The following is a 23,691-nucleotide window of genomic DNA, read 5'->3' as shown; positions in this document are numbered from 1 at the left end:
AGCAGTGGTGATCCGCATTCCTTTTCCTAGTCTCGCGTTTTTCGTTGGAATGCCGCTACGCCGTCCAGTTTGAGGAAAGTCTAAAAAACTAAACTCGGATGAAACGGTCTCTCAAGCCAATAGCCGAACCCTGACGAGGGACGCGGCAGACGAAGCGAGCAAGAAGATGAACGGATCGCGATCAAATTCTCCCCGGAGCGCCGACAGGTCCTCCCTCGACGCGCTGAACCGCACGATCGAAGGGCTCGAGGCGCGTATCGAAGGGCTGATGGGCAGCAACGGTCCGCGGGATCCGGCGCCACGGGCTGCCGCTCCCGAACGCGATAGCTACGCACGTTCCTATGAGCCGCGGCCGGCCTACGCCGCCGCCGAGCCCCGTCCCGACCCGCTAGCCGAAATCCGCCAGCGCCAGCGCATTCTCGAAGCCGGCCGCGAACGCGCAGCCGCAGAGCGTGCCGCCTACCGCGAACCCGTTCCTGCGCCGCGCGCACCGGCTCCAGCCGCCGCCGCTCCCGTCTACGGCGCCTCGAACGACACGATGACCGAAATTGCCCAGGCGCTCGTCAACCTGCGCCAGGATTTGAAGCGCGACATCTCCGAGGGCGTGACGCGGGAGATGAATGCGCTGCGCGGCGAGCTCCGCGAGATCAAGTCGAGCGCTCAGGACAACCGTTTCGCCGACGACATCCGCGCCGACATGGGCCGGCTTGCGCAGAGCATCGACCAGCTCTCGCACCGCTCCGCGAGCCCGGAGGCCGCTGGCCTGCGCAGCGAATTCGACGAACTCCGCTCGCTGATGGATGGCTTGGCCCGCGAAGATTCCGTCCGCCACATGGAGCGCCGCTGGGACAGCTTCGAAAACCAGCTGCACACGATCGACACCGCCGGCCTTCAGGAAGAATTGGTTTCGCTCGCCTACCGGCTCGACGATATCAAGCGCCATATCGGCGGCATGGGCGAGAGCCCGGCCGTCCGCGCTCTCGAAGACAAGCTGATCTCCATTGCCAGCGCGATGGAACAGTTCGGCAGCATGATCCAGCCGCATGACCGGGCGATGTCCGAGCAGTTCGCGGCGATGGATACGCGCCTCGACGAAATCAGCCGCGCCATTGCCGCCAGCAGCCGCAATGCCTCCAACGGCGACCCGGCGCTGATGCACCGCCTCGAAGGCCGTCTCAATGCGCTCGGCGAGCAGATCGACCTGATGGGCCGAAGCGTTGCCAACCGCACGGCACCGGCCGATGGCCTGACCGACCGGCTGGAAATGCTGACGCGCCGCGTCGAGGAGCTGGCCAATACCAAGGCGACGGCCCATCTCGACGAGCGGCTTGAGCAGCTCTCCTACATGCTGGAGCGCGCCCAGAAGGCCGCACCGCAGCCCGACCTCAACCGCACGCTCGCCGATATCTCCAGCAAGATCGACGCGCTGGAAACCGGTGCGGTCAACGACGTTCTTGCCGAGCGGCTCGACTATCTCGCCCGCCGCATCGACCAGATGGAAATCCAGCCGGCTCCCGTCATGGCGGCACCTGCCATCGACGACAGCGCTTTCCGCCGAATCGAGGGACGCCTCAGCGACATCGCCGCCCGTCTCGAAGAGAGCACCGCGGCACCGGCGACCGATTCGCGGGCGCTGAAGAGCCTCGAAGACCAGATCGCCAATCTCTCCACGCTGCTCCACGAGCCGCGTGCAGATGCCGGCATCTCCGCCGATCTCGACCGCCGCATGGGCGCCATCGAAGACTACATGGCGACCAGCGACGAATATATCATCGAGGCTGCCCGCCAGGCGGCTGAAGCGGTCGTCGAAGCCTATTCGCGCAATGGCGGCCTGCAGGCCGGCAGCGTTCCGGCCGCCGACATGTCGGCGCTGAATGCGCTGGCCGCCGATCTTCGCCACCTCGAAGACCTGAGCCGCAGCGGCGAGGAACGGACCCACAAGACGTTCCAGGCGCTGCATGAAACGCTCGTCCATATTGCCGACCGCCTCGACGACATGGAAACGCGCAACCGGCCTGCCGCCCGCATGCCGGCCGCCAATGTCGATTTCGAAGTCGATCCCTATTCGCTGATCCCTGCCGGCGCAGAGGCGGAAAAGCCTGCGGTGTTCGGCACCAAGGGCGTGGCGGCACCGCGCGCCGCCGTGGCTGAAGCCGTTGCACCGCAGCCGGCCCCGGCTCCCGCCGTCAGCGAAACCAGCGCCATCGCCATCGAAGCCGCCACCAAGCCTGCGGCCGAAGCCAAGCAGAGCAAGAGCCTGTTCCTGGCGATCGGCAAGAAGCTGATGCCCGGCAAGAAGGCGCCGAAGGCCGATGCCGCCGAGCGCACGATCATCGATCCGGCTCCGTCCATCGACCCTGTCGATGTCGTGCCCGGCGAAGAGGCCAACGAGCTTCTCGAGCCTGGCTCCGGCGCGCCTGACGTGAAGAAAATCCTGGAGCGGGTTCGCGCCAGCCAGAGTGCGGCGCGCGCCAACCCGAAACCTGCCTCGGAAAACGACCGCGCCGACTATATCGCCGCTGCCCGCCGTGCCGCCCAGGCCGCCGCTATCGAATCCGACCCGAAAGCGCAGCCGCTGAAGGCCGACAAGAAGAGCAAGGCTCCGAAGCCTGCCGGTGGCGCCAGCGCCTTCTCGCGCTTCCGCCGTCCGCTGCTTCTCGCAGCCGGCGCCGTGCTTCTGGCGATCATGGCATTCCCGCTTGCCCGCACGCTGACCACAGGCCAGAGCGCACCGCCCGCCGAAGTCGCGGTCATGAGCGATGCGAACCAGGCTCCGGCAACAGCAGATACAGCGGCCGTACCGCAGATCGATAACCAGGCGACAGCCAATCTCGAAGCACCGGCGGCACCAGAGGCCGTTCCTCCGGCCGCCGATCCGGCACCGGCATCACCGGCCGATCATCTGACCGATGCTGCGCCGCTCGATGGCGAAGGTGCTGCGACGCTGACGCCGGGCGCTCCGGCTCAGGATGCCACGGCCTTTGCTCCGAAGGATGCTCCCGCCACCACCAATGCGGCACCGGCACAGCCTGAAATCGCTGTTCCCGATGTAATCCAGCCGGCGGCACTTGCCGATGCGGCACGCGGCGGCGATGCGCTGGCGCTCTTCGAAATTGCAGCCCGCTACAGCGAAGGACGCAATGGCGTTACCGCCAGCGAAGCCGATGCGGTCAAGTGGTACCAGATGGCCGCCGACAAGGGCTTTGCCCCGGCGCAGTACCGTCTCGGCAGCATCTACGAGAAGGGCACGGGTGTCGCCCGCGACATCAACAAGGCCAAGGGCTATTACGAGCAGGCTGCTGATCAGGGCAATGCCAGCGCCATGCACAATCTCGCAGTGCTCTACGCTTCCGGCGCGCTCGGCCAGCAGGACTATGCGACGGCTGCCAACTGGTTCACCAAGGCCGCCAATCTCGGCATCACCGACAGCCAGTTCAACCTCGCCATCCTTTGCGCCCGCGGCAATGGCGTGACGCAGGATCTCGGCGAGAGCTACAAGTGGTTTGCGATCGCTGCCAAGGGTGGCGACAAGGACGCCGGCGCAAAGCGCGACGAAGTCGCCAAGGCGATGAAGCCTGCCGACCTCGACAAGGCGAAGGCGACAACCGAGGCCTGGAAGCCGCAGCAGCTCGACAACAAGGCCAACGGCATCGACGTGCCCGACGCCTGGACCGGCAAGGGAACCAGCACCTCAAGCGTCGACATGAAGAAGGCGATCCGCAACATTCAGGCGATCCTGAACAACAACGGTTTCGACGCCGGCACGCCTGACGGCGAGATGGGCGCCAAGACCGTCGCGGCGATCAAGAGCTTCCAGAAGTCGATCGGCCAGGATCCGTCCGGCAAGATCAACGACGATACGGTCAAGGCCCTGCTGGAACGCAACGCCAAGAACGCCACCAAGGCATAAGGCGCCAATCCGGCCCTCGCCTCGAAAAATCACGACGACCCTTTTGCCTTCGCCGCAAAAGGGTCGTTTTGCTTTCAGAGTTTCGCGGCGGGATTGATTGCCGGTCGGGGGATTCGTGAGCGTTCAGCGGGACAAGATTCCCTATTTCAGCCAGTGGGAAACGCCGGAGATGACGTTATCAGTGCTTGCCGAGGGGTCGGCGGCGCTGCTGCGGGATCCGCTCTGGCGGCAGTCAGGCGCCGAGACGGTCGAGGACTATGCGCGCTGGGCGGTCAATGTCTGCGGCATGGCCCGCCTGAAGATGATCCTGGCAGCGCGCGGCGAGCTGCATCCAACGCTTGCTCTCGCCCGCGCCTGCACCGCCTATGGCGGCTATGTCGTCAACGAGCTCGATGCCTCGATCAAGGGGCTGATCTACGCACCTTTCGTAACCTATGTGCGCGAACACTTCGGGCTCTCGGCGGAGACGATGACGGGTGTCGCGACAGAGAGCATTCCCGGGCTGCTGGCCGACCGTCCGTTCTTCATCGCCTCGGTCAATAGCGGCATCCGCTGGCCAGAGAGGACACCGCCCTCGAAAGGCGGGCACCTCGTTCTGGTGACGGCAGCGTCGGGTGAGACACTCCGTTTCCACAATCCATCCGGCCATGACGCCGCGAGCCAGGCAGATGTGACGCTGCCGCTTGCCGTCTTCGACCGATTCTTCGCCAATCGCGGCATTGCCGTCGGTTTCTGACATTTCGACCAAGAGCATTCTGGAGGTTCCATGACATCTTCCCGCGGCAAGCTGCGCATCGCCGTTCTCTTCGGGGGCCGCTCGGCCGAACACGACGTCTCCGTGATGTCGGCGACGAATGTGATGGGGGCGCTGGAGCCTTCGAAATACGAGGCGGTGCCGATCTTCGTGACGCGGGAAGGCGAATGGCTGCTCAGCCGCTTCGAGAATGGCACGCTCGCCAAGCCGGCAAGCGGCGCCGAAATCGCGCTGGTGCCCGGCGGGCGCGGGCGGATGATCGCGATCGACGGCGGCCGGATGAGCGATGCCGGGACGATCGATATTCTCTTCCCCGTGCTGCACGGAATTTTCGGCGAAGACGGCTCGGTGCAGGGGCTGGCCGAAGTGGCCCGCGTACCACTGGTCGGCTGCGGCATCCTGGGTTCGGCAACGGCGCTCGACAAGGATATCGCCAAGCAGCTGCTACGGGCTGCGGGCCTGCCGGTGGCGCGGGCGGTGACCGTGCATGCGAATCAGGCGCCGTCCTTTGATACGCTTGAGAGCGCCCTTGGACTGCCGCTGTTTATCAAGCCTGCGCGTCAGGGCTCCTCTGTGGGCGTGCGCAAGGTTTCCGGCAGCCAGGAATTTGCACCGGCGCTTGCGGAAGCCTTCAAGCACGACCGCAAGCTGCTTGCCGAAGAGTTCATCCGCGGCCGCGAGATCGAGTGCAGCGTGCTGGAGGACACCAAGGGCGGATTGTTCGTCTCCCGCCCGGGCGAAATCATCCCGGCGGAAAGCCACGGCTTCTACAGCTACGATGCGAAATATATCGACGAAGACGGCGCGGCGCTGAAGGTTCCGGCGGAGCTTCCGGCCGAGGTCGAGGCCAAGATCCGCGAGACGGCAGCGCTTGCCTTCCGGGCGCTCGGTTGCGACGGCATGGCGCGCGTCGATTTCTTCCTGACCGAGGACATGACCTTCCTGATCAACGAGGTGAACACCATTCCCGGCTTCACCAATATCAGCATGTACGCGAAGGCGATGGCGGCAAGCGGCGTCAGCTATCCTGAGGTGATCGACCGGCTTGTCGAGCACGGTCTCGCACGCGCCGGCCTCTGACCCGGAAAATGTCTCTTCCCGGTGTGGCAGGCACGCACCGGGAAGAAAAACGCCGCGACTTCGCCCCGCTCTGTCACAAAACCTGAAAAAAGCCGGATTATTCGGGAGTTATCGCTCGCGGAATGTGCGGCCTGGATGTCGTTTCTCGAAAGCCTCTGGCAACGATTTCCCATTATGATGCGCCATTCGAACGGGACAAGCGCGCCTGCCCGGCGGGGGCAGTGAGTAATCGGGGTCGGTTGTGGCAATCTATCTGCCCATCGCAGAATTGTCGGTGAACATCTTCATCATTCTCGGCATGGGCGCCGCTGTCGGCTTCCTGTCGGGCATGTTCGGCGTCGGCGGCGGCTTCCTGATCACCCCGCTCTTGATCTTCTACAACATCCCGCCTGTCGTTGCAGTCGCCACCGGCGCCAACCAGGTCGTGGCTTCCTCGATCTCCGGCGCGATCACGCATTTCCGGCGCGGCACGTTGGACGTCAAGCTCGGGTCGGTGCTGCTGATCGGCGGTCTGTCCGGCGCCACGGTCGGCATCTGGATCTTCTCGCTGCTGCGCCGCCTCGGCCAGCTCGATCTCTTCATTTCGTTGCTCTACGTCGTCTTCCTCGGCACAGTCGGCGGGCTGATGCTGCTCGAGAGCGTCAATGCCATGCGCCGCGCGGCCAAGAACGTGCCGCCGACGCCACGCAAGCCCGGGCATCACCACTGGGTGCACCGCCTGCCCTTCAAGGTGCGGTTCAAGAAATCGAAGATCTATCTCAGCGTTATCCCGGTCATCGCGCTCGGCTTCGCGATCGGCATCCTCACCTCGGTCATGGGTGTCGGCGGCGGTTTCATCATGGTTCCCGCGATGATCTATCTGCTGCGCATCCCGACGAATGTGGTTGTCGGCACCTCGCTGTTCCAGATCATCTTCGTCACCGCCTATACGACGATCGTGCAGGCGGCGACGAACTTCTCCGTCGATATCGTGCTCGCCTTCATTCTGATGGTCGCCGGCGTCATCGGCGCGCAATACGGCGTGCGTGTCGGCCAGAAACTACGCGGCGAACAGTTGCGCGCGCTGCTCGGACTGCTCGTTCTCGCCGTCGGCATCCGTCTGGCGATCTCGCTGGTGGTAACGCCCGCCGATATCTATTCGATCGTGATGGGAGGCAATTGATGCGCTGCCTTCCAGCTCTCGCCCTTTCGCTCTTCCTTGCCCTGCCGGGTCTCGCCGCGGCGCAGACGCTGCTGCCGGGGCAGAATGCCGAGAGCGTGCGCGAGGGGCTGGAGATCGGCACCTCGACCAGCGAAATAGCCATTACCTCCGACTTCAAGGGCGCGGATCTGACGATCTTCGGCGCGGTGACCGAGACCGACCAGCTGCTGCTCGCCGTCGGCCAGTATGATGTCGTCGTCGTGCTCGAGGGGCCGCGTGAGAACGCGACGGTGCGCAAGAAGCAGCGCGTCTTCGGCATCTGGATCAATACCAGCTCGATGACATTCGAGGCCGTGCCGCATTCCTATTCGATGTCGAGCTCGCGGGCGATCGACGATGTGACGACGCCGCTCGACCTTACAGACGAGGGGATCGGCATCGACCATATTCCGCTGACGCCTGTCGGTTTCGTCGGCGATGGCAGCAGTCTCGGGGAATTCCGCGAAGCCTTCCGGCGGCTGCAGCAGAGCGGTGGCCTTTACGAGCGCGATCCATCCGGCGTGCGCTTCGTCAGCTCCAACCTGTTCAAGGCGAGTCTCCGCCTGCCCGCCAATATTCCGAACGGCGTGCATACCGTTCGCGCCTATCTCTTCAAGAGCGGCAAGCTGGTGAACCAGAAATCCGTGCCGCTACGCGTCATCAAGACCGGCATCGAGCAGATGATCACCGACGCCGCACATGAGCGGCCGATCGAGTACGGTGCCTTTGCCGTGTTCCTGGCGCTGGTGACGGGCTGGGCCGCCAGCATCGTGTTCCGCAAGGATTGATCAGGCGCTCTTTTCGCGCGCTGCAACCTCGTTGCGGGCTTGCGTCAGGCGGGCAAGCACGGATGGCGTATCCGTCGTCAATGGCGTACCGAGATGCCTGGCGCGCAGCTCGTCCATGAAATCCGACCATAGCTGTGGGCCGCCCTCCTCCAGGATTTCGGCGCGGATCGCCAGCGCGTCGGAAACCGGCAGATGCTTGCGGCCCCAGGCGCCCATATGCGCGAGAAGCGGCACGAGCTCGATGGCCATCTCGGTCAGGCTATAGACTGACTTCTGCTTGTGGCTCGGGTCGTCTTCCTTGGTCAGCAGGCCGTTCTCGACAAGGCGGCGCAGGCGATCGGCGAGGATATTGGTGGCAATGCCCTCGTTGGAGCCCTGCATCAGTTCGCGGAAATGGCGCCGGTTGCCGAACATGATGTCGCGGATGACGATCAGGCTCCAGCGGTCGCCGAGAACCTCCAGCGTCAGGTTGATGGGGCAGCCGGAACGGTGCTCTTCACTCATGCTCATTCTCCAAAAGCCGCTTGCATTTTGCCACCAGAGCATCGGCAGTTCAATCAGGTGCGGGCGGCCGCGGCGATCAGTGCGGCGGCGGCCCGCCCGGCGGTCTCGATATAGGATGGATCACGGCGCAGAAGCACGGTGGCAAAGCCGCCATCGAGCAGCAGCATGACCTGCCGCGCCAAGATTCTACTGTCGCTTATCCCATCGGCTTCGAAGGTCTCCGCCAGCCAGTCCTCCACGCGCTGCTTGTGGACGATACCGGCCTTCACCGCGGGATGGCCGGGCATATCGGCAAGCTCAGCGGCGGTGCGCAGGAAGCCGCAGCCTTTCCATTTCGGATGGCGCGCGGCTTTCGCCAATTCGTCGAAGATCGCCTTGACCTTCTCCTCCACACCGCCCTCTGCCACAGCATACCATTTCTGGAACAGCGCGAGGTTCGGCTGATCGCGGCCTTCGAGATAGGCGGTGATCAGGTCGTCCTTGCTGTCGAAGTGGTAATAGAGCGTCCGTTTTGTGACACCGGCCTTCTCGGCGACGGCATCGACGCTGACGGCGCGGATACCCTGCCCGTAGAAGAGCTTTGCGGCGGCATTGACGATACGGTCACGGGTGCTTTCTGTCGGCTGTTTCATGGCGGCAAAGTATACCGACTAGTGAGTGTTACCAAGAGCGCTGTGAGCCTATGGATCAGCTCCTCGGAGATGGTGGAGCGAGCGGCGATGGATAGCGGGAGCCAGACAGGTATTGCAGGGCAGCGTATCGATATCGGATGCCGCGATGGCGTGATCCTAGGCGGCCACCTCTGGCCAGCGGTTGGCCGGTGCGATGGCGCCGTGATCATCAACCCGGCAACCGGCGTGCTCGCCAGCTACTATCACCGCTACGCCCGGTTTCTCTCCGCTCATGGCTTCCAGGTACTGACCTATGATTATCGCGGCATCGGTTTGTCGCGCCCGGCTCGTCTGCGCGGCTGCGGCTATCGCTGGCGCGATTGGGGAACACTCGATTTCGAGGCCGCGCTCACCTTCGCGCGGGAACGCGATCGGCTGCTGCCGGTTGCTATCGTCGGCCACAGCATCGGCGGCTTCCTGCCGGGATTTGCAGAGAGTGCTCCCGGCATTGAGCGCATGCTCACGGTCGGCGCGCAATATGGCTATTGGGGCGATTACGCCAGATCGCAGCGCCGCTCGCTGTTCTGGAAGTGGCATGCCGCCATGCCCGCTCTTACGGCGGTATTCGGCTACTTTCCGGGAAGGCGACTCGGCTGGCTGGAGGATCTTCCGGCTGGCGTCGCCAATGAATGGAGCTTTCGCGGCGCGCGGATGGAGCATAGCTATCCGGCCGGTGAGCGGGAGGAGATCATCGCCCGCTTCGACGCGGTACAAGCACCCATTCTGGCGATCGGCATGTCCGACGATCCGATCGGCACGCCGGCCGCAATCAGCCGCGGGCTCAGCTACTACAGGAATGCGGATGCGATACACGTGACGATCACGCCGGGCGATCTCGGACTTGAGGCTGTCGGCCATTTCAGCCTGCTCCATCAGCGGCATGCGAACGGCTTCTGGCTGGATACGCTTCTGTGGCTGCGCGACGGGATCAACCCCTGGCCGCAGCGGCTCTGCCCCGCTCCCGCCTTTTGAGGGACACAACTTCGCCTTTGAATAAAAACCGGTCTTTAAGATTTACCAGTTAGTAATCTCTCGAAACGAGAGGTTCTGTTTTGCGTATCCGTACACTTCTCGCCCTGGTGCTGCTGGCGCTCGTTGCCGGCTGCGCAACGGCACCCCGTCAGACCCGGAATATCTGCGCGGTCTTCGACCAGCGCGACGGCATTTTCACCAGCTGGCAGCGTTCCGCCGAGAAGGCAGAAGCCAAGTATGGTATCCCGGTGCCGATCCTGATGGCGACGATGTATGTCGAATCCGGCTTCCAGCCCTATGCCCGCCCGCCGCGCACGAAACTCTTCGGCTTCATTCCCTGGACGCGCCAGTCGACCGCCTATGGCTATTCGCAGGCGCTGAACGGCACCTGGGATCACTACCAGTCCGCCACAGGCAACTGGGCCAGCCGCCGCACCAACTTTGCCGATGCCATCGACTTCATCGGCTGGTATCACTCCGAAAACAGCAAGGCGACCGGCATTGCGCCCAACGACGCCTACAGCCTCTACCTCGCCTATTATTCCGGCCCGACCGGCTACCGCCGCGGCGACTGGCGCTCGAACGGTCAGCTGCAGAAGACGGCACAAAAATTCGCGACCATGGCGGCGAACTATCAGCAGCAGTTGCAGGGATGTAATTGAGACTTCCTTCTCCCCTCGGGGGAGAGGAGTTACCCGCGCAGGTTTCCGAACCTGACGGAGTAGATGCGGTCGCGACCCAGGAGATGGGCGACAAGCGATGCGTGATCGAAGAGCCCCTTCATCGCCTTGTGGCCAAGGTCGAGCCCACCGCTCATGACGCCGAAGGCGGGCATCAGCAGCCGGGCGCCGTCGGTGGCGAAGCAGGGGCGGCGGATCGATTTTTCGCGGCGACGGACGGTGGCGGCCGGATGAAGATGGCCGGCGATTTCGCCCTGCTGCAATCCACCCTTCGGCTCATGCCGGAAGGTGAGGCCGGCATAGTGGATCTCGTCGGCGCAGATGCCGGGCAGATCCACGGTCCCGTCAGGGTCATGATTGCCGTTGATCCAGATCCATTCGCGGCCACGCGCCATGTCGGCGATCAGCGTCCGGAAAATATCCGGCAGGTGCTCGGAACCGACGCGATCATGGAAATTATCGCCGAGCGAGACGACGATCTTCGGGTCGTAGCGGGTGATGACGGCGGAGAGGACCGTGAGCGTCGCCAGCGTATCGTAGGGCGGCAGCATCATGCCGCGGCGGGCGAAGGCGGCGCCTTTCTCCAGGTGGAGATCGGAGACGACGAGCGCGCCTGTGTCGGGCAGGTAGAGAGCGCCGAGCGGATCGCAAACGGCGGCGACGCCATTGACCGACGTTTCCACGCCGGGCATCGGGACCAGTCCGTTGAGTTCGCGCGCCAGCGCCAGGCGGTTCATTGCGGTCTTCTATCCTAAATCTTCAGCTCATCGCCTCGGCGATGAGGTCGTCTGCCGCTTCGGCCAGCAGTGCGTCATGGGCTTCGCCTGGCACCGCCTCCTTGCCGATCTCGAGCATGACAGGCACGGCGAGCGGCGAAATATGGTCCAGCGCACGATGCGTGATGTGACCCTTGATTCGTCTCAGCATATCGCCAAGGCGGGAAATATCCAAAAGCCCGGTGCCTGCATCCTGCCGCGTCGCCTGCAGCAGAATGTGATCCGGCTCGTGGCTGCGCAGTACGTCGTAAATCAGATCGGCCGAGACGGTGACCTGCCGCCCGCTCTTTTCCTTTCCGGGATGACGGCGCTCGATCAAGCCTGCAATCACGGCGCAATTGCGGAAGGTGCGCTTCAAAAGGAAGGATTCGTCGAGCCAGGCTTCGAGCTCGTCGCCGAGCATGTCCTCGTCGAAAAGGTCGGCGAGACTGAGGCGGCCGCTGGCGATCATCTGGCCCAGATCCTCCAGGCCCCAGATGCCGAGCGAATAATCGGTACAGACGAAGCCGAGCGGTTTGGCGCCCGCGCGTTCGAGGCGGCGCGTCAGCAGCATGCCGAGCGTCTGATGCGCCAGCCGGCCCTCGAAGGGATAGGCGACCATGTAACAACGGCTGCCGCGCGGGAAGGTCTCGATCAGCAGTTCGTCGCGCTTCGGCAGCATCGACTTGTCCTTCTGGATCGAGAGCCAGTCGCGCACCTGATCCGGCAGATCGCCCCAACGATCGGGATCGGCGATCATCGAGCGGACCTGATCGGCGAGATAGGTCGAGAGCGGGAATTTGCCGCCGGCGTAAGAGGGGATCTTGGGATCGAGCGAGAAGGCCTGCGAGGCCAGCGCCTCGTTCTCGCGGATGCCCTCGAAACGCAGCACCTTGCCGGAGAAGATGAAGGTGTCGCCGGGAGAGAGCTGCTCGAAGAAATACTCCTCCATCTTGCCGAGCACCGCGCCGCCGCGGCCGATGCGCCCGCCCTCGCCGCGCTTGACCATCTTCAGATTCAGCATTGGGCTTTCGACGATGGTGCCAAGGTTCAGACGGTATTGCTGGGCGACCTGCGGATTGGAGACGCGCCAGAGACCGTCCTTGTTCCTGCGGATACGGGCATAGCGCTCATAGGTGCGCAGCGCGTAGCCGCCGGTGGCGACGAAATCGACGATCCGCTCGAAGGTTTCCCAAGAAAGAGCCGCATAGGGAGAGGCGCTGGTGATCTCGTCATAGAGCTGCAGCATGTCGAAGGGGGCGGCGCAGGCCATGCCGAGAACATGCTGGGCGAGCACATCCAGCGCACCCTGCCCGACCGGCGGCGTGTCCTGCGCGCCGATATAGTTGGCGTCGAGCGCCGCCTGACACTCCATCACCTCGAAGCGGTTGGCAGGCACGAGGATCGCCTTCGACGGTTCGTCCATGCGGTGATTGGCGCGGCCGATGCGCTGGGCAAGGCGCGAGGCACCCTTTGGCGCGCCGACATGGATGACCAGATCGACATCGCCCCAGTCGATACCGAGATCGAGCGTCGAGGTGGCGACGACGGCGCGCAGCTTGTTGGCGGCCATCGCCGCTTCCACCTTGCGCCGCTGGCTGACATCGAGCGAGCCGTGATGCAGGGCGATCGGCAGGTTATCCTCGTTGATCGTCCAGAGCTCCTGGAAGAGCATTTCGGCCTGCGAGCGGGTGTTGACGAAGAGCAGCGTCGTCTGGTGGTCGAGGAGCTCTTTGTAGACATCGGGGATCGCATATTTGGCGGAATGGCCGGACCAGGGGATGCGCTCTTCCGTCTTCAGGATCGAGATCTCCGGCTTGGCGCCGCCTTCGACAGTAACCAGACCGGCGTGATGCTCGCGTCCCTCTTCCTGCGCGACCAGCCATTTCTGCAGGTCCATCGGCTCTGCGACCGTGGCGGACAGGCCGATCGTCTGCAGGTTCGGCGCCAGCCTGCGCAGCCGGGCGATGCCGAGCGACAGCATGTGGCCGCGCTTCGAGGTGACGAGCGAATGCAGTTCGTCGAGCACGACATATCTCAGGTCCTTGAAGAAGCGCTCCGCCTCGCCATTGGCGAGCAGCAGCGCCACCTGTTCCGGCGTCGTCAGCAGGATATCGGGCGGATTGAGCTTCTGGCGCTGGCGCTTGGCATTCGGCGTGTCGCCGGTGCGATTCTCGATGGTGACGGGCAGGCCCATCTCCTCGACGGGCTTCGTCAGGTTGCGCTCGATATCGACGGCAAGTGCCTTCAGCGGCGAGACGTAGAGCGTGTGGATGCCTGTGAAGGCCGAGCCCGGCGGGATCTTGCCGCGACGGGTGAGATCGGTGAGTGCCGGGAGAAAGCCGGCGAGCGTCTTGCCGGCTCCGGTCGGCGCGATCAGCAGCGTGCTTTCGCCGGCCTCGGCGCGGGCCAGCAATTCCAGCTGATGGGCGCGCGGCCGCCAGCCCTTTTCCGCAAACCAGCGGATGAAGGGGGCAGGCAGGGCGATGCTGGTTTCGGCGTCGACGTGATCCACGCCATAAAGGTAGTGAAATCAGACCGAAAGAGAAGGGCATCGCCTCACATCGCGATGTAACGGTCCTTGCGGTGATTGATGGCGAGCGTGAGATTCAGCACCACTGCGCCAAGCACCGAACAGGCGATGATGAAGGGGCTCGCGACAAAGAACGACAGCGCAAGAATGACGCCGTCGAAGCCGAGCTGCACCAGACCGGCCCGCCAGCCAAAGCGCTCCTGGATATAAAGCGCAAGAATGCCGACACCGCCAAGGCTGGCGCGATGGCGAAACAGCGCCAGCATGCCCGCTCCGATGACCAGCCCGCCAAACAGCGCACCGACAATCGGATCGACATGCGAGAGGCTGATGAAGCGTGGCACGATTTCCGACAGGGCCGATGTCAGCGCGATGGCGGCGAAGGTCTTGACGGTGAAAGCCGGGCCGAGACGGCGAAAGGCCAGATAATAGAAGGGGAGATTGACGGCGAAGAAGCAGAGGCCGAAGCTCCAGCCGGTGGCGTAGTGCAGCAGAAACGCCATGCCCGCCGTGCCGCCCGTCAGAAGGCCTGCGCCCGAGAGCAGCGAGACGCCGAGCACCGCCAGCATGCTGCCGGCGACCAGTCCCTGGGCATCATCGAAGAGCGAGTGGCGATCCGCCGAAGAGTTCAGGGCGCCTGCGAAAGCAGTCCGTGCGGCCATTATTTTCCCCTCTGATTTTTCGTTCTTTCTATCCTGACGCGGCTGCTTGGCAAGATGATTTCGGGGTTGGGATCACATGCGGCCTTCTATCCATTCCAGCGGCCTGCATTTTCGCCGCATTCCGGGCGCGGCCTGACGGCGAACGCAGATGAGAGACAATCGATGCCAACACGCCGCGCGATCCTGGCCACGATGGGCGCCCTCGCCCTTTTTCCCCGGACCTCGAATGCAGCGCCCGCCGCTGCCGCCAACCTGACGCTCTGGCCGGGCACTCCCCCTGAAGGCGGCGGCCCCTCCGGTGATGTGGAGGAAAACGCCAAGGGCGCGATCAGCAATATCGCGGCGCCCAAGATCGACATCTACCAGCCAGCCTCGCCGAACGGCATGGCGGTTCTGATTGCTGCCGGTGGCGGCTACAAGCGCATCGAGATGCGCAACGAGGCGCTGCCAGCCGCCCGCTGGCTGAATGCGCGTGGCATCACCGCCTTCGTGCTGTCCTACCGGCTGCCGGACGAGGGCTGGGAGACCGGTCCGCTGGCACCATTGCAGGATGCGCAGCGGGCGCTGCGGCTGATCCGGGCCAATGCCGGAAAGTTCAAGATCGATCCCGAGCGGCTGGGCGTCCTCGGCTTTTCGGCGGGCGGGCATCTCCTCGGCATGGCGGCGGCGCGGTCTGCCTTTGCTTCCTACCCGGCGATCGACGATGCCGATGCGCTCCCGGCGCGGCCCGCCTTCGCAGCCCTCGTCTATCCCGTCATCACCCTGAAGCCGCCCTATGACCATACGTCGACGCGCAAAGTGCTGATCGGCAGTCACCCGAGCGCTGCCCTGAGTTCGGAATGGTCGGTGGAAGACCATGTCAAAGCCCGATGCCCGCCGGTGTTTCTGGCGCAGGCGGACGACGATCCGGTTTCCGATCCGCAGAACACGCTGATCATGCAGGCTGCCTGCGAGCAAGCGCATGTACCTGTCAAGCTGCACCGGCTGGCCGATGGCGGACATGGGTTCGGCATGGGCAAGCCCGGCACCGCCTCGATGCAATGGCCCGGCTATTTCGCCAGCTGGCTCGACAGGCAGACCCTGCCTCCCGGCTGAAAACCAGCACGTCTCAAAAGCCGCTTGACTCCCGTGTTAATCGTAGATATTTTTTATCCACGATTTAAGGAGATGGTTTCGATGAAACTCAGCGACGGTGTCGAGCAGGCTATTCACTGCGTGGCGGTTCTCGCCGGCTTGTCCGCCGATGGCGTGCTTTCGGCGGCAGCCCTTGCGGAATTTCACGGTGTCTCGACCAGCTATCTGCTGAAGCATATGCAGGCGCTGTCGGGCGCCGGTCTGGTCAAGACCGTGCCCGGGCCGAAGGGCGGATACCGGCTGGCGAAGGAACCGGGCGAGATTTCGCTGCTCGATATCGTGCTCGCCGTCGAAGGCCCTGCACCCGCCTTCCGCTGCAGCGAGATCCGCCAGCGCGGGCCGAACCCGTTGCCTCAGCGCTATTTCACCAAGCCGTGCCAGGTGACGGCGGCGATGCTGAAGGCGGAGCGCGCCTACAGGGCCGAGCTCGCCAAGACGAAGATTGCAGACATTCTGGCGGATCTTTCCGCCGATGACGACGGAGCCATCGCCGCCCGCGGCTGCGCCTTCATGGAATTGCACGAACGCAAATCAGCGGCTCGCTGAGCCTCAACCCCCAAAGGAGAATGACGATGCAACCCCGTTTCAATTTCGCCAAAGCCTCGCAGGATGCCTACAAGGCTGTCGTTGCCCTTGAGCAATATGTCCAGACATCCGGCCTCGAGCGCCGCTTCATCCACCTGATCAAGCTGCGGGCATCGCAGATCAACGGCTGCGCCTATTGCGTCGACATGCATGTGAAGGAAGCGCGTCACGACGGTCTCTCCGAACAGTGGATCAACCTGATGTGCGTCTGGCGTGAATCGCCGGTTTACGACGCCAAGGAACGGGCGCTGCTGGGCTGGGTCGATGCGGTCACGAACATCGCTTCGACGGGTGCTCCGGATGCGGATTTCGAAACGCTGAAGGCACATTTCAACGAAGAAGAGATGACCAAGATCACGGTTGCCATCGGCACGATCAACGTCTGGAACCGTCTTGCCGTGAGCTTCCGGGCACAGCACCCGATCGACCAGCCGGCAAAGGCCGCCTGAGCCTGCGAGCCCCTCTCTCCAAACGGGGAGAGGGGTTCATTCATCAATTCGTCTTGGGTGCGGTCTGGGCCGGCCGTTCGGCTGTGGGATCGACGCCATTGAAAAGCTGGCGGAGGGTCTGGGAGATTTCCTCGGCTGAGGCACCCTTCGCGTATTCTTCCTTCATGCGGCGTCTGACAAGCTTTTCCAGTTCTGACATATCGTCACCTCATCATTTCCGGCGCGAGATCAGTTTCGCGCTGCAGCATGGATGAGGCAAGTTACGATTTGTTCACGCGCGCTCACAGCGCGATGTAGCGATCGGCGCGATGGTTAATCGTCAGAAAAAGATTGAGCACGACGGCGCCCAGCACCGAGTAGAAGACAACCGGCGGCGTGGTGACGAAGAAGGCCGCGGCAAGCACGCACATATCGACGGCGAGCTGCACGAGGCCGGCGCGAATGCCGAAGCGCTCCTGCATGTAGATGCCGAGAATGCCGACGCCGCCGAGGCTGGCGCGATGGCGATAGAGCGCCAGAAGACCGAAGCCGAGCAGCAGACCACCGAGAAGAGCGGCCCAGGCCGGATGGATCGTGGCGATCGCCATGACCTTCGGCTGCAGGCTGGTCAGCGCCGAGGTGAGGCCGATGGCGATGAAGGTCTTGATCGTGAAGGCGACGCCGAGCCGCTTCCAGGAGAGATAGAAGAACGGCAGGTTCAGGAAGAAGAAGGCCAGGCCGAAATTGATGCCGAAGGCATAGTGCAGCAGGAAGGCGATACCGGCGGTGCTGCCGGTGAGCAGGCCGGCGCTGGCGAGCACATAGAGGCCGAGAGCCGAAATGAGCGCGCCGGAGAAGATGCCCTGGACGTCCTCGACCGGGGTATGCCGGGTGGCGGTGGTGTTCCAGAAACCGAGGGCACTGATGAGCTGGGTCATGTCGCTAATCTCCAAACGGCAGACGAGTTCAAGAGCGCCGGAGACAATCCCGCGCGACGGATTTTCAATGATGAGAGGGCCGAGGCGTTCATGCTGATCGCGGCGCTTGTCGGCTATGGGCTGAATTATCAGGCTTTTCGCAGGTGCGAGCAAGTGAAATATGTAAGTAATGCTGACCTATTTCAAAATCGCAACAAAGATGCGTTCAGCCATTTCGCCGCGTAAGGAAAAGAATGCCGGAAACCGGTTTGCCGCCATCTTTGCGAATGGTGGTTTTCTCGATTTTCAGGACATCGAAGCCGTAGCGGGCGCAGAGACCGCGCACATAGGCTTCGGAGTGGGCGTAGCGCAGCGACGGCGCCAGATGGAAGCCATCGCCCTCGCCGGCATCCTCGACCGAGAAGGCAAAGTCCGCGCCTGAGGCCGCAAGCCGGGCGGTGATCAGGAAGACGCTTTCGAGATTGCCGAGATACATCAGCACGTCAGCGGCTGTGACGAGATCGGCACGGCTCTCGGGTTCGCCCGAAAAGATGCCGGAAGCTTCCGGCTTCAGCGAGAGGTCGGCCTGCGCCAGAAGCGCATAGACTTGTTTCTCCTCGGCCTTGGCCAGCATGTTCTGCGAGAGGTCGTAGCCTTCCAGCCGCGCCACCTGGCCTGCGATTTCAGGCCCGAGCAGACCGGTGCCGCAGCCGAGATCGACGGCAAGCGCATAGTGCCTGCCGGTGGAAGTGACGAGGGCGGCAAGCTTCTGCGGCACGGAATAGTCGAGCTTATCGACCAGCGAGGTCTCGAAGCGGCCGGCATAATCATCGAAGAGCCGCTCGACATAGCGGCTCGGCGGCTGGTCCGGGGTTTCGGTTTCGCCGAGCAGCGCGAGCTTCAGCGTTGCGCCGAAGATGTCATCGGGGTCGAGCGCCAAGGTTTTCCGGTAGGCTTCGGCAGCCTCAGTGCGATGGCCGGCCTTCTCGCGGTAGGTCGCCAGCCGGTACCAGCCGGCAGCCCAGCCGGGTGTGAGCTCCAACGCCTGCTCCATCAGCTCGGCAGCCGCATCCGGCTCGCCGCCCTCATCGAGCATCTTGGCGTAATCGGCGCGGCGGTCGGCGATGACGTCGCCTGAAGTGAGCTGGCTCTGCTGCATGATGAGACCCGTTGAATGCCCGCGCATTTGGCTGCGGCCACAAAAAAACTCAAGTCCTATTTCAGAGGCGAAGCCGTCGGCTCTGGAAAAGGCTTGCGGGCAGCGATTCGCGACCGTATCTCAGAGCAAACAGGAGATGTGAATGTCCGATCAGGTGAACAAGTTTCTCGGCGACTCGCTCGGCCGCACGTTGGTGAAGCTCTTGGTGGTTTCGCTGATCGTCGGCTTCGTGATGACGATCTTCGGCTGGACGCCCTATGAGATCGTCTACGGCATTCGCGATTTCATCCGGGAAATCTGGTACCGCGGCTTCTCGGCTCTCGGCCGCGTCGGCGATTACCTGCTGCTGGGCGCCACGATCGTCATCCCGATCTTCGTCATCATCCGTCTCTTCAATTATCGTCGCTGACCATGACCTTCACAATCGTTTCCCGGCGCGGGCTACTGCGCCTTTCAGGCCTGGCGCTCGTCGCGGGCGTTGCAAGCTGCACCACCACACCAAAGATGTCCTCGACGCCCTCCGACGGCCAGGACGAGACGGCGGCTGCCCTGCCCCTCGTAAACCAACTGCGCGCCAAGAACGGCCTGCCGCCGCTGAGGATCGATCCGGCGGCGAGCACTGCCGCCATCTTCCAGGCAAAGCGCATGGCAAGCGCCGGCAAGATGGCGCATCTGATGGGCATGACAGACAGCTTTGGCGCCCGCGTGAAGGCGAGCGGCGTGCAGCTGCCCGCAGCCGAGAATATCGGCGTCGGCCAGAAGTCGGTCGACGGCATCGTCCAAGCCTGGATCAACTCGCCGCATCATCTGGAAAACATGCTCGGCCGGTATAGCGGCGTCGGCGTTGCCGTCGCGCATAATCCATCTTCCAACAACTGGCCCTATTGGGCCATGGTGCTCTCGAACTGAGGCGATTCTGCCTCCTGACCCGAGGCAGGCATGAGCGCTACCAGCGAACGCAATCTATTGGCATTTGACGTCACGCACCGGCTGGTGCTGTCGATCGCCATTCCGATGACGCTCGGCTTCATGACGACGCCGCTGCTCGGCCTCGTCGATACCGGCGTCGTCGGCCATATGGGCCAGCCGGATGCGCTGGCGGGTCTCGCGATCGGCGCCATGCTGTTCGACCTGATCCTCGGCAGCTTCAACTTTCTCCGCGCCTCGACAACCGGCCTGACGGCGCAGGCGCTCGGGCGCCATGATCTGCGCGAGCAGCAGGGCGTCTTCTGGCGGGCCTTCATCTCGGCAATCGCCTGCGGTCTTGCGCTGCTTTGTCTTTCGCCGCTACTTCTCATTGCCGGGCTGAAGCTGATGGGGCCGGAAGCGGGCGTGGCGCAGGCGACGAGCACCTATTTCTCGATTCGCATTCTCGCCGCACCCGCAGCGCTTGCCAACTATGCCATTCTCGGCTTCGTGCTGGGCCGTGGCCAGGGCACGATCGGCCTGGCGTTGCAGATCCTGATCAACGGCATCAATATCGTGCTCGCCATCTATCTCGGCCTGGAGCTCGACTGGGGCGTAGCGGGCGTTGCCTGGGGCACGATGGTCGGCGAAAGCGTCGGTGCGCTGGCCGGTCTCGCGATCGTGCTGCGAAGCTTCAAGGCGGGCGAGCGGCCGCAGCGCGCCGAGATCTTCTCGCGCCACCGTCTCTCAGAGCTCTTTGCGCTCAACCGCGACATCCTGATCCGCACCTTCGTGCTGATCGGATCCTTTGCAATCATGACCCGGATCGGCACCAGCTTCGGCGCAGTGACGCTCGCCGCCAATGCGGTGCTGATGAACTTCTTCCTGCTGTCCGGCTATTATCTCGATGGCCTTGCGAATGCCGCCGAACAGATCACCGGACGAGCGATCGGTGCGGCGCACCGCCCGGCTTTCGACCGCGGGCTGAAGCTGACGGCAATCTGGTCCTTCGGCCTTGCCGCCGCCGTCTCGGCTTTCTTCTTTGCCGCGGGTCCCTGGCTGATCTCGGTACTGACGACCTCGGAAGACGTTCGCGCCGCAGCCAATACCTACATGCCCTGGGCGGCGATCACCGGCCTGACCGGGGCGCTCGCCTTCCTGATGGACGGCGTCTTCATCGGCGCCACGTGGTCATCGGACATGCGCAACCGGATGCTGATGTCCTTTGCCGGATATCTGGCAGCGCTCGCGGTCTTCGTGCCGCTCTTTGGAAATCACGGCCTGTGGCTGGCGATGAACGCCTTTCTGCTGTTTCGCGGCATCTTCCTGGCGATGCTGGTGAAGCCGCGGGCCGATCAGACCTTCGCAGCCGCCCAGTGATCCGCCCTGGTGTCGCGGAGTTCGCGGATCGACGAGACTTTCTCGCGATCGAGGAGCTTCGACAGGCCGCGGACGATATCGCCGGGCAGGCCCGGTCCCTCATAGACCATGCAGGAATAGAGCTGTACGAGATCGGCGCCAGCCTTGATCTTCTCCAGCGCCGTTTCCGCCGATGACACGCCGCCGACGCCGATGATCGGCAATGCCGGACCGGCGCGCTTGCGCATGCGGGCGAGAACCGCCGTCGACTTGGCAAAGAGCGGCGCGCCGGAAAGGCCGCCCGCTTCCTTCGCCTGCCGCTGATCCTTCAGACCATCGCGCGCCAGCGTGGTGTTGGAGACGATCAGGCCGTCAAGCGCATGAGACAGCACTTCGGCAGCGATATCATCCATGCCCTCTTCCGTCAGATCCGGCGCGATCTTCAGGAACACCGGGATCTTGCGCCCGGCCTTGGCGGCCTCTTCATCGCGAGCGGCGAGAACCGCCGACAGCAGCGCGGCGAGGCTTTCGCGCGCCTGCAGGTCGCGCAGGCCGGGCGTGTTCGGCGAGGAGATATTGGCGGTGAAATAGCGGGCGACGGAATAGAAGCGGCGGATGCCGGTGACGTAATCGCCGATGCGGTCCTCGCTATCCTTGTTGGCACCGATATTGACGCCGATGATACCATCGCCGCGGATCGGCGCGAGGCGCTGGAATGCGGCCTCATGGCCCTCGTTGTTGAAGCCCAGGCGGTTGATGACGGCGTTGTCCTCGACGAGGCGGAAGATGCGCGGGCGCGGATTGCCGGACTGTGGCTTCGGCGTCACTGTGCCGATTTCCGTGAAGCCGAAGCCGAGCCGCAGCAGCGCTTCCGGCACTTCGGCATTCTTGTCGTAACCGGCGGCCATGCCGAGCGGATTGGCGAAGGTGAGGCCGGCGACGGTCTGCGTCAGACGCGGATCGGCGGGAATGCGGCAGGCCGGAACCAGACCGGATTTCAGACCGGCGATCGACATGCCATGCGCGGTTTCCGGATCGAAGAGGAAAAGGCCTTTGCGCGTTGCCTGCTTGAAAAGGTCCATCATCAGATAAGCTCCGGAAAGATATGATTGCCTGCCTCGTCGAGCAGCAGCGGCTTTTCCCAGATGACGGCCGAAAGCGGCAGCTCGCCATAGAGATGCGGGAAGAGATCGCCGCCGCGCGAGGGTTCGAAGATCAGCTTTTCGCCGAGCTTTGCCGTATCGGCCGCGATCAGCATCAGGCCCGCCTGACCGGCGAAATAAAGCGCTGCCGTCTGGCGCGCCTGGGCTGCGGTCGAGAGGTGAATGAAGCCGTCGTTGAGATCGATCCCGGCGCCGCGGAAGACGCCGTCCCGGCGTGCCTGCTGCCAGAGGGTTTCCGTCACGATCTTGTAAACCGCCGGTGTCACGGTCATGATGGCCTCACGAATGGCTGATCCTGGTTGCCAGCGCTTTGCCGCAAAGAGACGGCGATGTCCACGGCCCGCAGGCGAAAAACGACGGCCGCACCGAAAATCCGGAGGATGATCAGATGAAGACGATCGCAATCGGACTTGCCACCCTGCTTTTCCCCGCCACGCTGCTTGCCGCCGAACCCGATGCGGCGCGTTTCCAGCTCGAACGCAGCGGCGATCATTTCGTGCGCCTCGACAGGCAGACGGGCGCCATGTCGCTCTGCGAGGAGAAAGATGGATCGCTGGTCTGCCGCATGGCGGCGGATGAACGCGCCGCCTACGAGGACGAACTCGACCGTCTCTCCGACCGGGTCAGCGCGCTCGAAAACAAGAGCATCGTCAACAAGGCGCTGCCCTCGGATGCCGAAATCGACCGCTCGATCAGCATCATGGAGAAGATGATGAAGAGCTTCATGGGCGTGGTGAAGCAATTCCAGGAGGATGAAAAGACGGCGCCTCTTCCGCAGAAGACCTGATTTGATATAGTCATATAAGGATGGAGACATGTGTGGCGGGCGCCGCCGCATATGGAAGGACAGGATCGAGCTCTTGGGAGGGAGTGATCGATGCAGGAACAGACGATCATCATTGCCGATGACCACCCGCTTTTCCGGGATGCGCTTCGCCAGGCGGTGTCGGGCATGGAGGGTGAGCAGCGCATCATCGAAGCGGGGGATTTCAGCGCGGCCCGGGCCGCAGCCAGCGATCATTCCGATGCCGATCTGATGCTGCTCGATCTGGCCATGCCGGGTGTCAGCGGTTTCTCCGGGCTGATGTCGCTGCGCTCCGAATATGCCAGCCTGCCGATCGTCATCATCTCCGCCACCGACGACGCGACGACGATCCGCCGGGCGCTGGAACTCGGCGCCTCGGGCTTCATCTCGAAATCTTCGGGGATCGACGATATCCGCCGCAGCATCCAGACGGTGCTCGCCGGTGATATCGCAACGCCCGAGAACTACCGGGACGGTCAGGAACAGGATCCCGACGTTGCCGACCTGATCCACCGCCTGCACACGCTGACACCGCAGCAGAGCCGCGTACTGACCATGCTCGGCGAAGGGCTGCTCAACAAGCAGATCGCCTATGAACTCGGCGTCTCCGAAGCGACGATCAAGGCGCATGTCTCGGCCATCCTGTTGAAGCTCAATGTCGACAGCCGCACACAGGCGGTGATCCAGCTCGGCAAGATCAACATGGCAATGGTCGCCTGATCCAGAACAGGATTTTATTCCTCTAT

25 protein-coding genes are annotated in these 23,691 nt (G+C 63.5%); 15 read left to right on the top strand and 10 right to left on the bottom strand.

Going from position 1 to position 23,691, the window contains the following annotated elements:
• Nucleotides 1-166 precede the first annotated feature (166 nt).
• The 5 genes from ABIE40_RS02525 to ABIE40_RS02505 all read left to right on the top strand — a co-directional run bounded on the left by ABIE40_RS02525 (nt 167) and on the right by ABIE40_RS02505 (nt 7,712).
• Nucleotides 167-3,910: a peptidoglycan-binding protein gene (locus ABIE40_RS02525; protein WP_199626143.1), complete on the top strand. Its 3,744-nt coding sequence runs from the start codon at nt 167-169 to the stop codon at nt 3,908-3,910.
• Between the two features lie 169 nt (nt 3,911-4,079).
• Nucleotides 4,080-4,646 carry a hypothetical protein gene (locus ABIE40_RS02520; RefSeq protein WP_199626770.1) on the top strand — a complete coding sequence of 189 codons (567 nt, stop codon included), beginning with the start codon at nt 4,080-4,082 and terminating at the stop codon, nt 4,644-4,646.
• A 30-nt stretch (nt 4,647-4,676) separates the two neighbouring features.
• Nucleotides 4,677-5,744: a D-alanine--D-alanine ligase family protein gene (locus ABIE40_RS02515; protein ID WP_199626142.1), complete on the top strand. Its 1,068-nt coding sequence runs from the start codon at nt 4,677-4,679 to the stop codon at nt 5,742-5,744.
• A gap of 241 nt (nt 5,745-5,985) precedes the next feature.
• Nucleotides 5,986-6,906 carry a sulfite exporter TauE/SafE family protein gene (locus ABIE40_RS02510; RefSeq protein ID WP_025555267.1) on the top strand — a complete coding sequence of 307 codons (921 nt, stop codon included), beginning with the start codon at nt 5,986-5,988 and terminating at the stop codon, nt 6,904-6,906.
• Nucleotides 6,906-7,712 (top strand): TIGR02186 family protein, encoded by an 807-nt coding sequence (locus tag ABIE40_RS02505; RefSeq protein ID WP_112713470.1) that lies wholly within the window; start codon nt 6,906-6,908, stop codon nt 7,710-7,712. The genes ABIE40_RS02510 and ABIE40_RS02505 overlap by 1 nt, the downstream gene beginning before the upstream one ends.
• Here ABIE40_RS02505 and ABIE40_RS02500 read toward each other — a convergent pair whose 3' ends face one another.
• Nucleotides 7,713-8,216, bottom strand: coding sequence for a winged helix-turn-helix transcriptional regulator (locus ABIE40_RS02500; RefSeq protein ID WP_199626141.1), 504 nt, complete (start codon nt 8,214-8,216; stop codon nt 7,713-7,715).
• A gap of 53 nt (nt 8,217-8,269) precedes the next feature.
• Nucleotides 8,270-8,848 (bottom strand): TetR/AcrR family transcriptional regulator, encoded by a 579-nt coding sequence (locus tag ABIE40_RS02495; protein WP_199626140.1) that lies wholly within the window; start codon nt 8,846-8,848, stop codon nt 8,270-8,272.
• Between the two features lie 87 nt (nt 8,849-8,935).
• Between ABIE40_RS02495 and ABIE40_RS02490 the strand changes: the two genes are divergently transcribed.
• Together ABIE40_RS02490 and ABIE40_RS02485 are read left to right on the top strand one after the other, a co-directional pair.
• The gene (locus ABIE40_RS02490) at nt 8,936-9,859 is read left to right on the top strand and encodes an alpha/beta hydrolase family protein (protein WP_199626139.1); all 924 of its coding nucleotides are present in this window, start codon (nt 8,936-8,938) and stop codon (nt 9,857-9,859) included.
• 80 nt (nt 9,860-9,939) lie between these two features.
• Nucleotides 9,940-10,521 (top strand): transglycosylase SLT domain-containing protein, encoded by a 582-nt coding sequence (locus ABIE40_RS02485; RefSeq protein ID WP_112713478.1) that lies wholly within the window; start codon nt 9,940-9,942, stop codon nt 10,519-10,521.
• Nucleotides 10,522-10,550: 29 nt separating this feature from the next.
• Here ABIE40_RS02485 and pdeM read toward each other — a convergent pair whose 3' ends face one another.
• From pdeM to ABIE40_RS02470, 3 genes are read right to left on the bottom strand one after another with little or no spacing between them, the layout of a single operon-like run.
• Complete coding sequence (gene pdeM / locus ABIE40_RS02480) at nt 10,551-11,276, bottom strand: ligase-associated DNA damage response endonuclease PdeM (protein ID WP_199626138.1); 726 nt, start codon at nt 11,274-11,276, stop codon at nt 10,551-10,553.
• 22 nt (nt 11,277-11,298) lie between these two features.
• Nucleotides 11,299-13,809, bottom strand: a complete 2,511-nt coding sequence (locus ABIE40_RS02475; RefSeq protein WP_199626137.1) for a ligase-associated DNA damage response DEXH box helicase — start codon at nt 13,807-13,809, stop codon at nt 11,299-11,301.
• Between the two features lie 44 nt (nt 13,810-13,853).
• Nucleotides 13,854-14,489 (bottom strand): YitT family protein, encoded by a 636-nt coding sequence (locus ABIE40_RS02470; RefSeq protein WP_025555275.1) that lies wholly within the window; start codon nt 14,487-14,489, stop codon nt 13,854-13,856.
• A 162-nt stretch (nt 14,490-14,651) separates the two neighbouring features.
• Here ABIE40_RS02470 and ABIE40_RS02465 point away from each other — a divergent pair, with 162 nt between their 5' ends.
• From ABIE40_RS02465 to ABIE40_RS02455, 3 genes are all read left to right on the top strand, one after another.
• On the top strand, nt 14,652-15,584 hold the full coding sequence (locus ABIE40_RS02465) for an alpha/beta hydrolase (protein WP_199626136.1): 933 nt from the start codon (nt 14,652-14,654) through the stop codon (nt 15,582-15,584).
• Between the two features lie 81 nt (nt 15,585-15,665).
• Complete coding sequence (locus ABIE40_RS02460) at nt 15,666-16,169, top strand: Rrf2 family transcriptional regulator (protein ID WP_199626135.1); 504 nt, start codon at nt 15,666-15,668, stop codon at nt 16,167-16,169.
• A 26-nt stretch (nt 16,170-16,195) separates the two neighbouring features.
• Nucleotides 16,196-16,657 carry a carboxymuconolactone decarboxylase family protein gene (locus ABIE40_RS02455; protein ID WP_025555278.1) on the top strand — a complete coding sequence of 154 codons (462 nt, stop codon included), beginning with the start codon at nt 16,196-16,198 and terminating at the stop codon, nt 16,655-16,657.
• 43 nt (nt 16,658-16,700) lie between these two features.
• On the opposite strand, the gene ABIE40_RS02450 is transcribed toward ABIE40_RS02455, so the two are convergent.
• From ABIE40_RS02450 to ABIE40_RS02440, 3 genes are all read right to left on the bottom strand, one after another.
• Entirely contained in the window at nt 16,701-16,856 is a 156-nt protein-coding gene (locus ABIE40_RS02450) for a hypothetical protein (protein WP_199626134.1), read from the bottom strand.
• A gap of 82 nt (nt 16,857-16,938) precedes the next feature.
• Nucleotides 16,939-17,574: a YitT family protein gene (locus ABIE40_RS02445; protein WP_199626133.1), complete on the bottom strand. Its 636-nt coding sequence runs from the start codon at nt 17,572-17,574 to the stop codon at nt 16,939-16,941.
• A gap of 205 nt (nt 17,575-17,779) precedes the next feature.
• Nucleotides 17,780-18,712: a class I SAM-dependent DNA methyltransferase gene (locus ABIE40_RS02440; RefSeq protein ID WP_199626132.1), complete on the bottom strand. Its 933-nt coding sequence runs from the start codon at nt 18,710-18,712 to the stop codon at nt 17,780-17,782.
• A 142-nt stretch (nt 18,713-18,854) separates the two neighbouring features.
• On the opposite strand from ABIE40_RS02440, the gene ABIE40_RS02435 reads away from it, so the two are divergent.
• Genes ABIE40_RS02435 through ABIE40_RS02425 form a run of 3 tightly spaced genes read left to right on the top strand, consistent with a single transcriptional unit; the run spans nt 18,855 to nt 20,998 of the window.
• The gene (locus ABIE40_RS02435) at nt 18,855-19,121 is read left to right on the top strand and encodes a DUF6460 domain-containing protein (protein ID WP_025555281.1); all 267 of its coding nucleotides are present in this window, start codon (nt 18,855-18,857) and stop codon (nt 19,119-19,121) included.
• 2 nt (nt 19,122-19,123) lie between these two features.
• Nucleotides 19,124-19,621, top strand: a complete 498-nt coding sequence (locus ABIE40_RS02430) for a CAP domain-containing protein (protein WP_199626131.1) — start codon at nt 19,124-19,126, stop codon at nt 19,619-19,621.
• Between the two features lie 30 nt (nt 19,622-19,651).
• Entirely contained in the window at nt 19,652-20,998 is a 1,347-nt protein-coding gene (locus ABIE40_RS02425; protein WP_199626130.1) for an MATE family efflux transporter, read from the top strand.
• Here the strand turns inward: ABIE40_RS02425 and ABIE40_RS02420 are convergent.
• Nucleotides 20,974-22,062: a quinone-dependent dihydroorotate dehydrogenase gene (locus ABIE40_RS02420; protein WP_199626129.1), complete on the bottom strand. Its 1,089-nt coding sequence runs from the start codon at nt 22,060-22,062 to the stop codon at nt 20,974-20,976. The two genes, ABIE40_RS02425 and ABIE40_RS02420, sit on opposite strands and share 25 nt — an antisense overlap.
• The gene (locus ABIE40_RS02415; protein WP_199626128.1) at nt 22,062-22,412 is read right to left on the bottom strand and encodes a DUF952 domain-containing protein; all 351 of its coding nucleotides are present in this window, start codon (nt 22,410-22,412) and stop codon (nt 22,062-22,064) included. Before ABIE40_RS02415 ends, ABIE40_RS02420 begins: the two co-directional genes overlap by 1 nt.
• A gap of 116 nt (nt 22,413-22,528) precedes the next feature.
• On the opposite strand from ABIE40_RS02415, the gene ABIE40_RS02410 reads away from it, so the two are divergent.
• Together ABIE40_RS02410 and ABIE40_RS02405 are read left to right on the top strand one after the other, a co-directional pair.
• Nucleotides 22,529-22,927 carry a hypothetical protein gene (locus ABIE40_RS02410; protein WP_199626127.1) on the top strand — a complete coding sequence of 133 codons (399 nt, stop codon included), beginning with the start codon at nt 22,529-22,531 and terminating at the stop codon, nt 22,925-22,927.
• Between the two features lie 90 nt (nt 22,928-23,017).
• A complete protein-coding gene (locus ABIE40_RS02405; RefSeq protein WP_199626126.1) occupies nt 23,018-23,665 on the top strand; it encodes a response regulator in 648 nt (215 codons plus the stop codon).
• The last annotated feature ends 26 nt before the right edge of the window (nt 23,666-23,691 follow it).

The organism is Rhizobium sp. OAE497 (assembly GCF_040546565.1).
In the GTDB taxonomy this organism is placed as follows: domain Bacteria; phylum Pseudomonadota; class Alphaproteobacteria; order Rhizobiales; family Rhizobiaceae; genus Rhizobium.
Note: the sequence above shows the minus strand (reverse complement) of the source record. Positions and strands in the feature narration are given on the sequence as shown.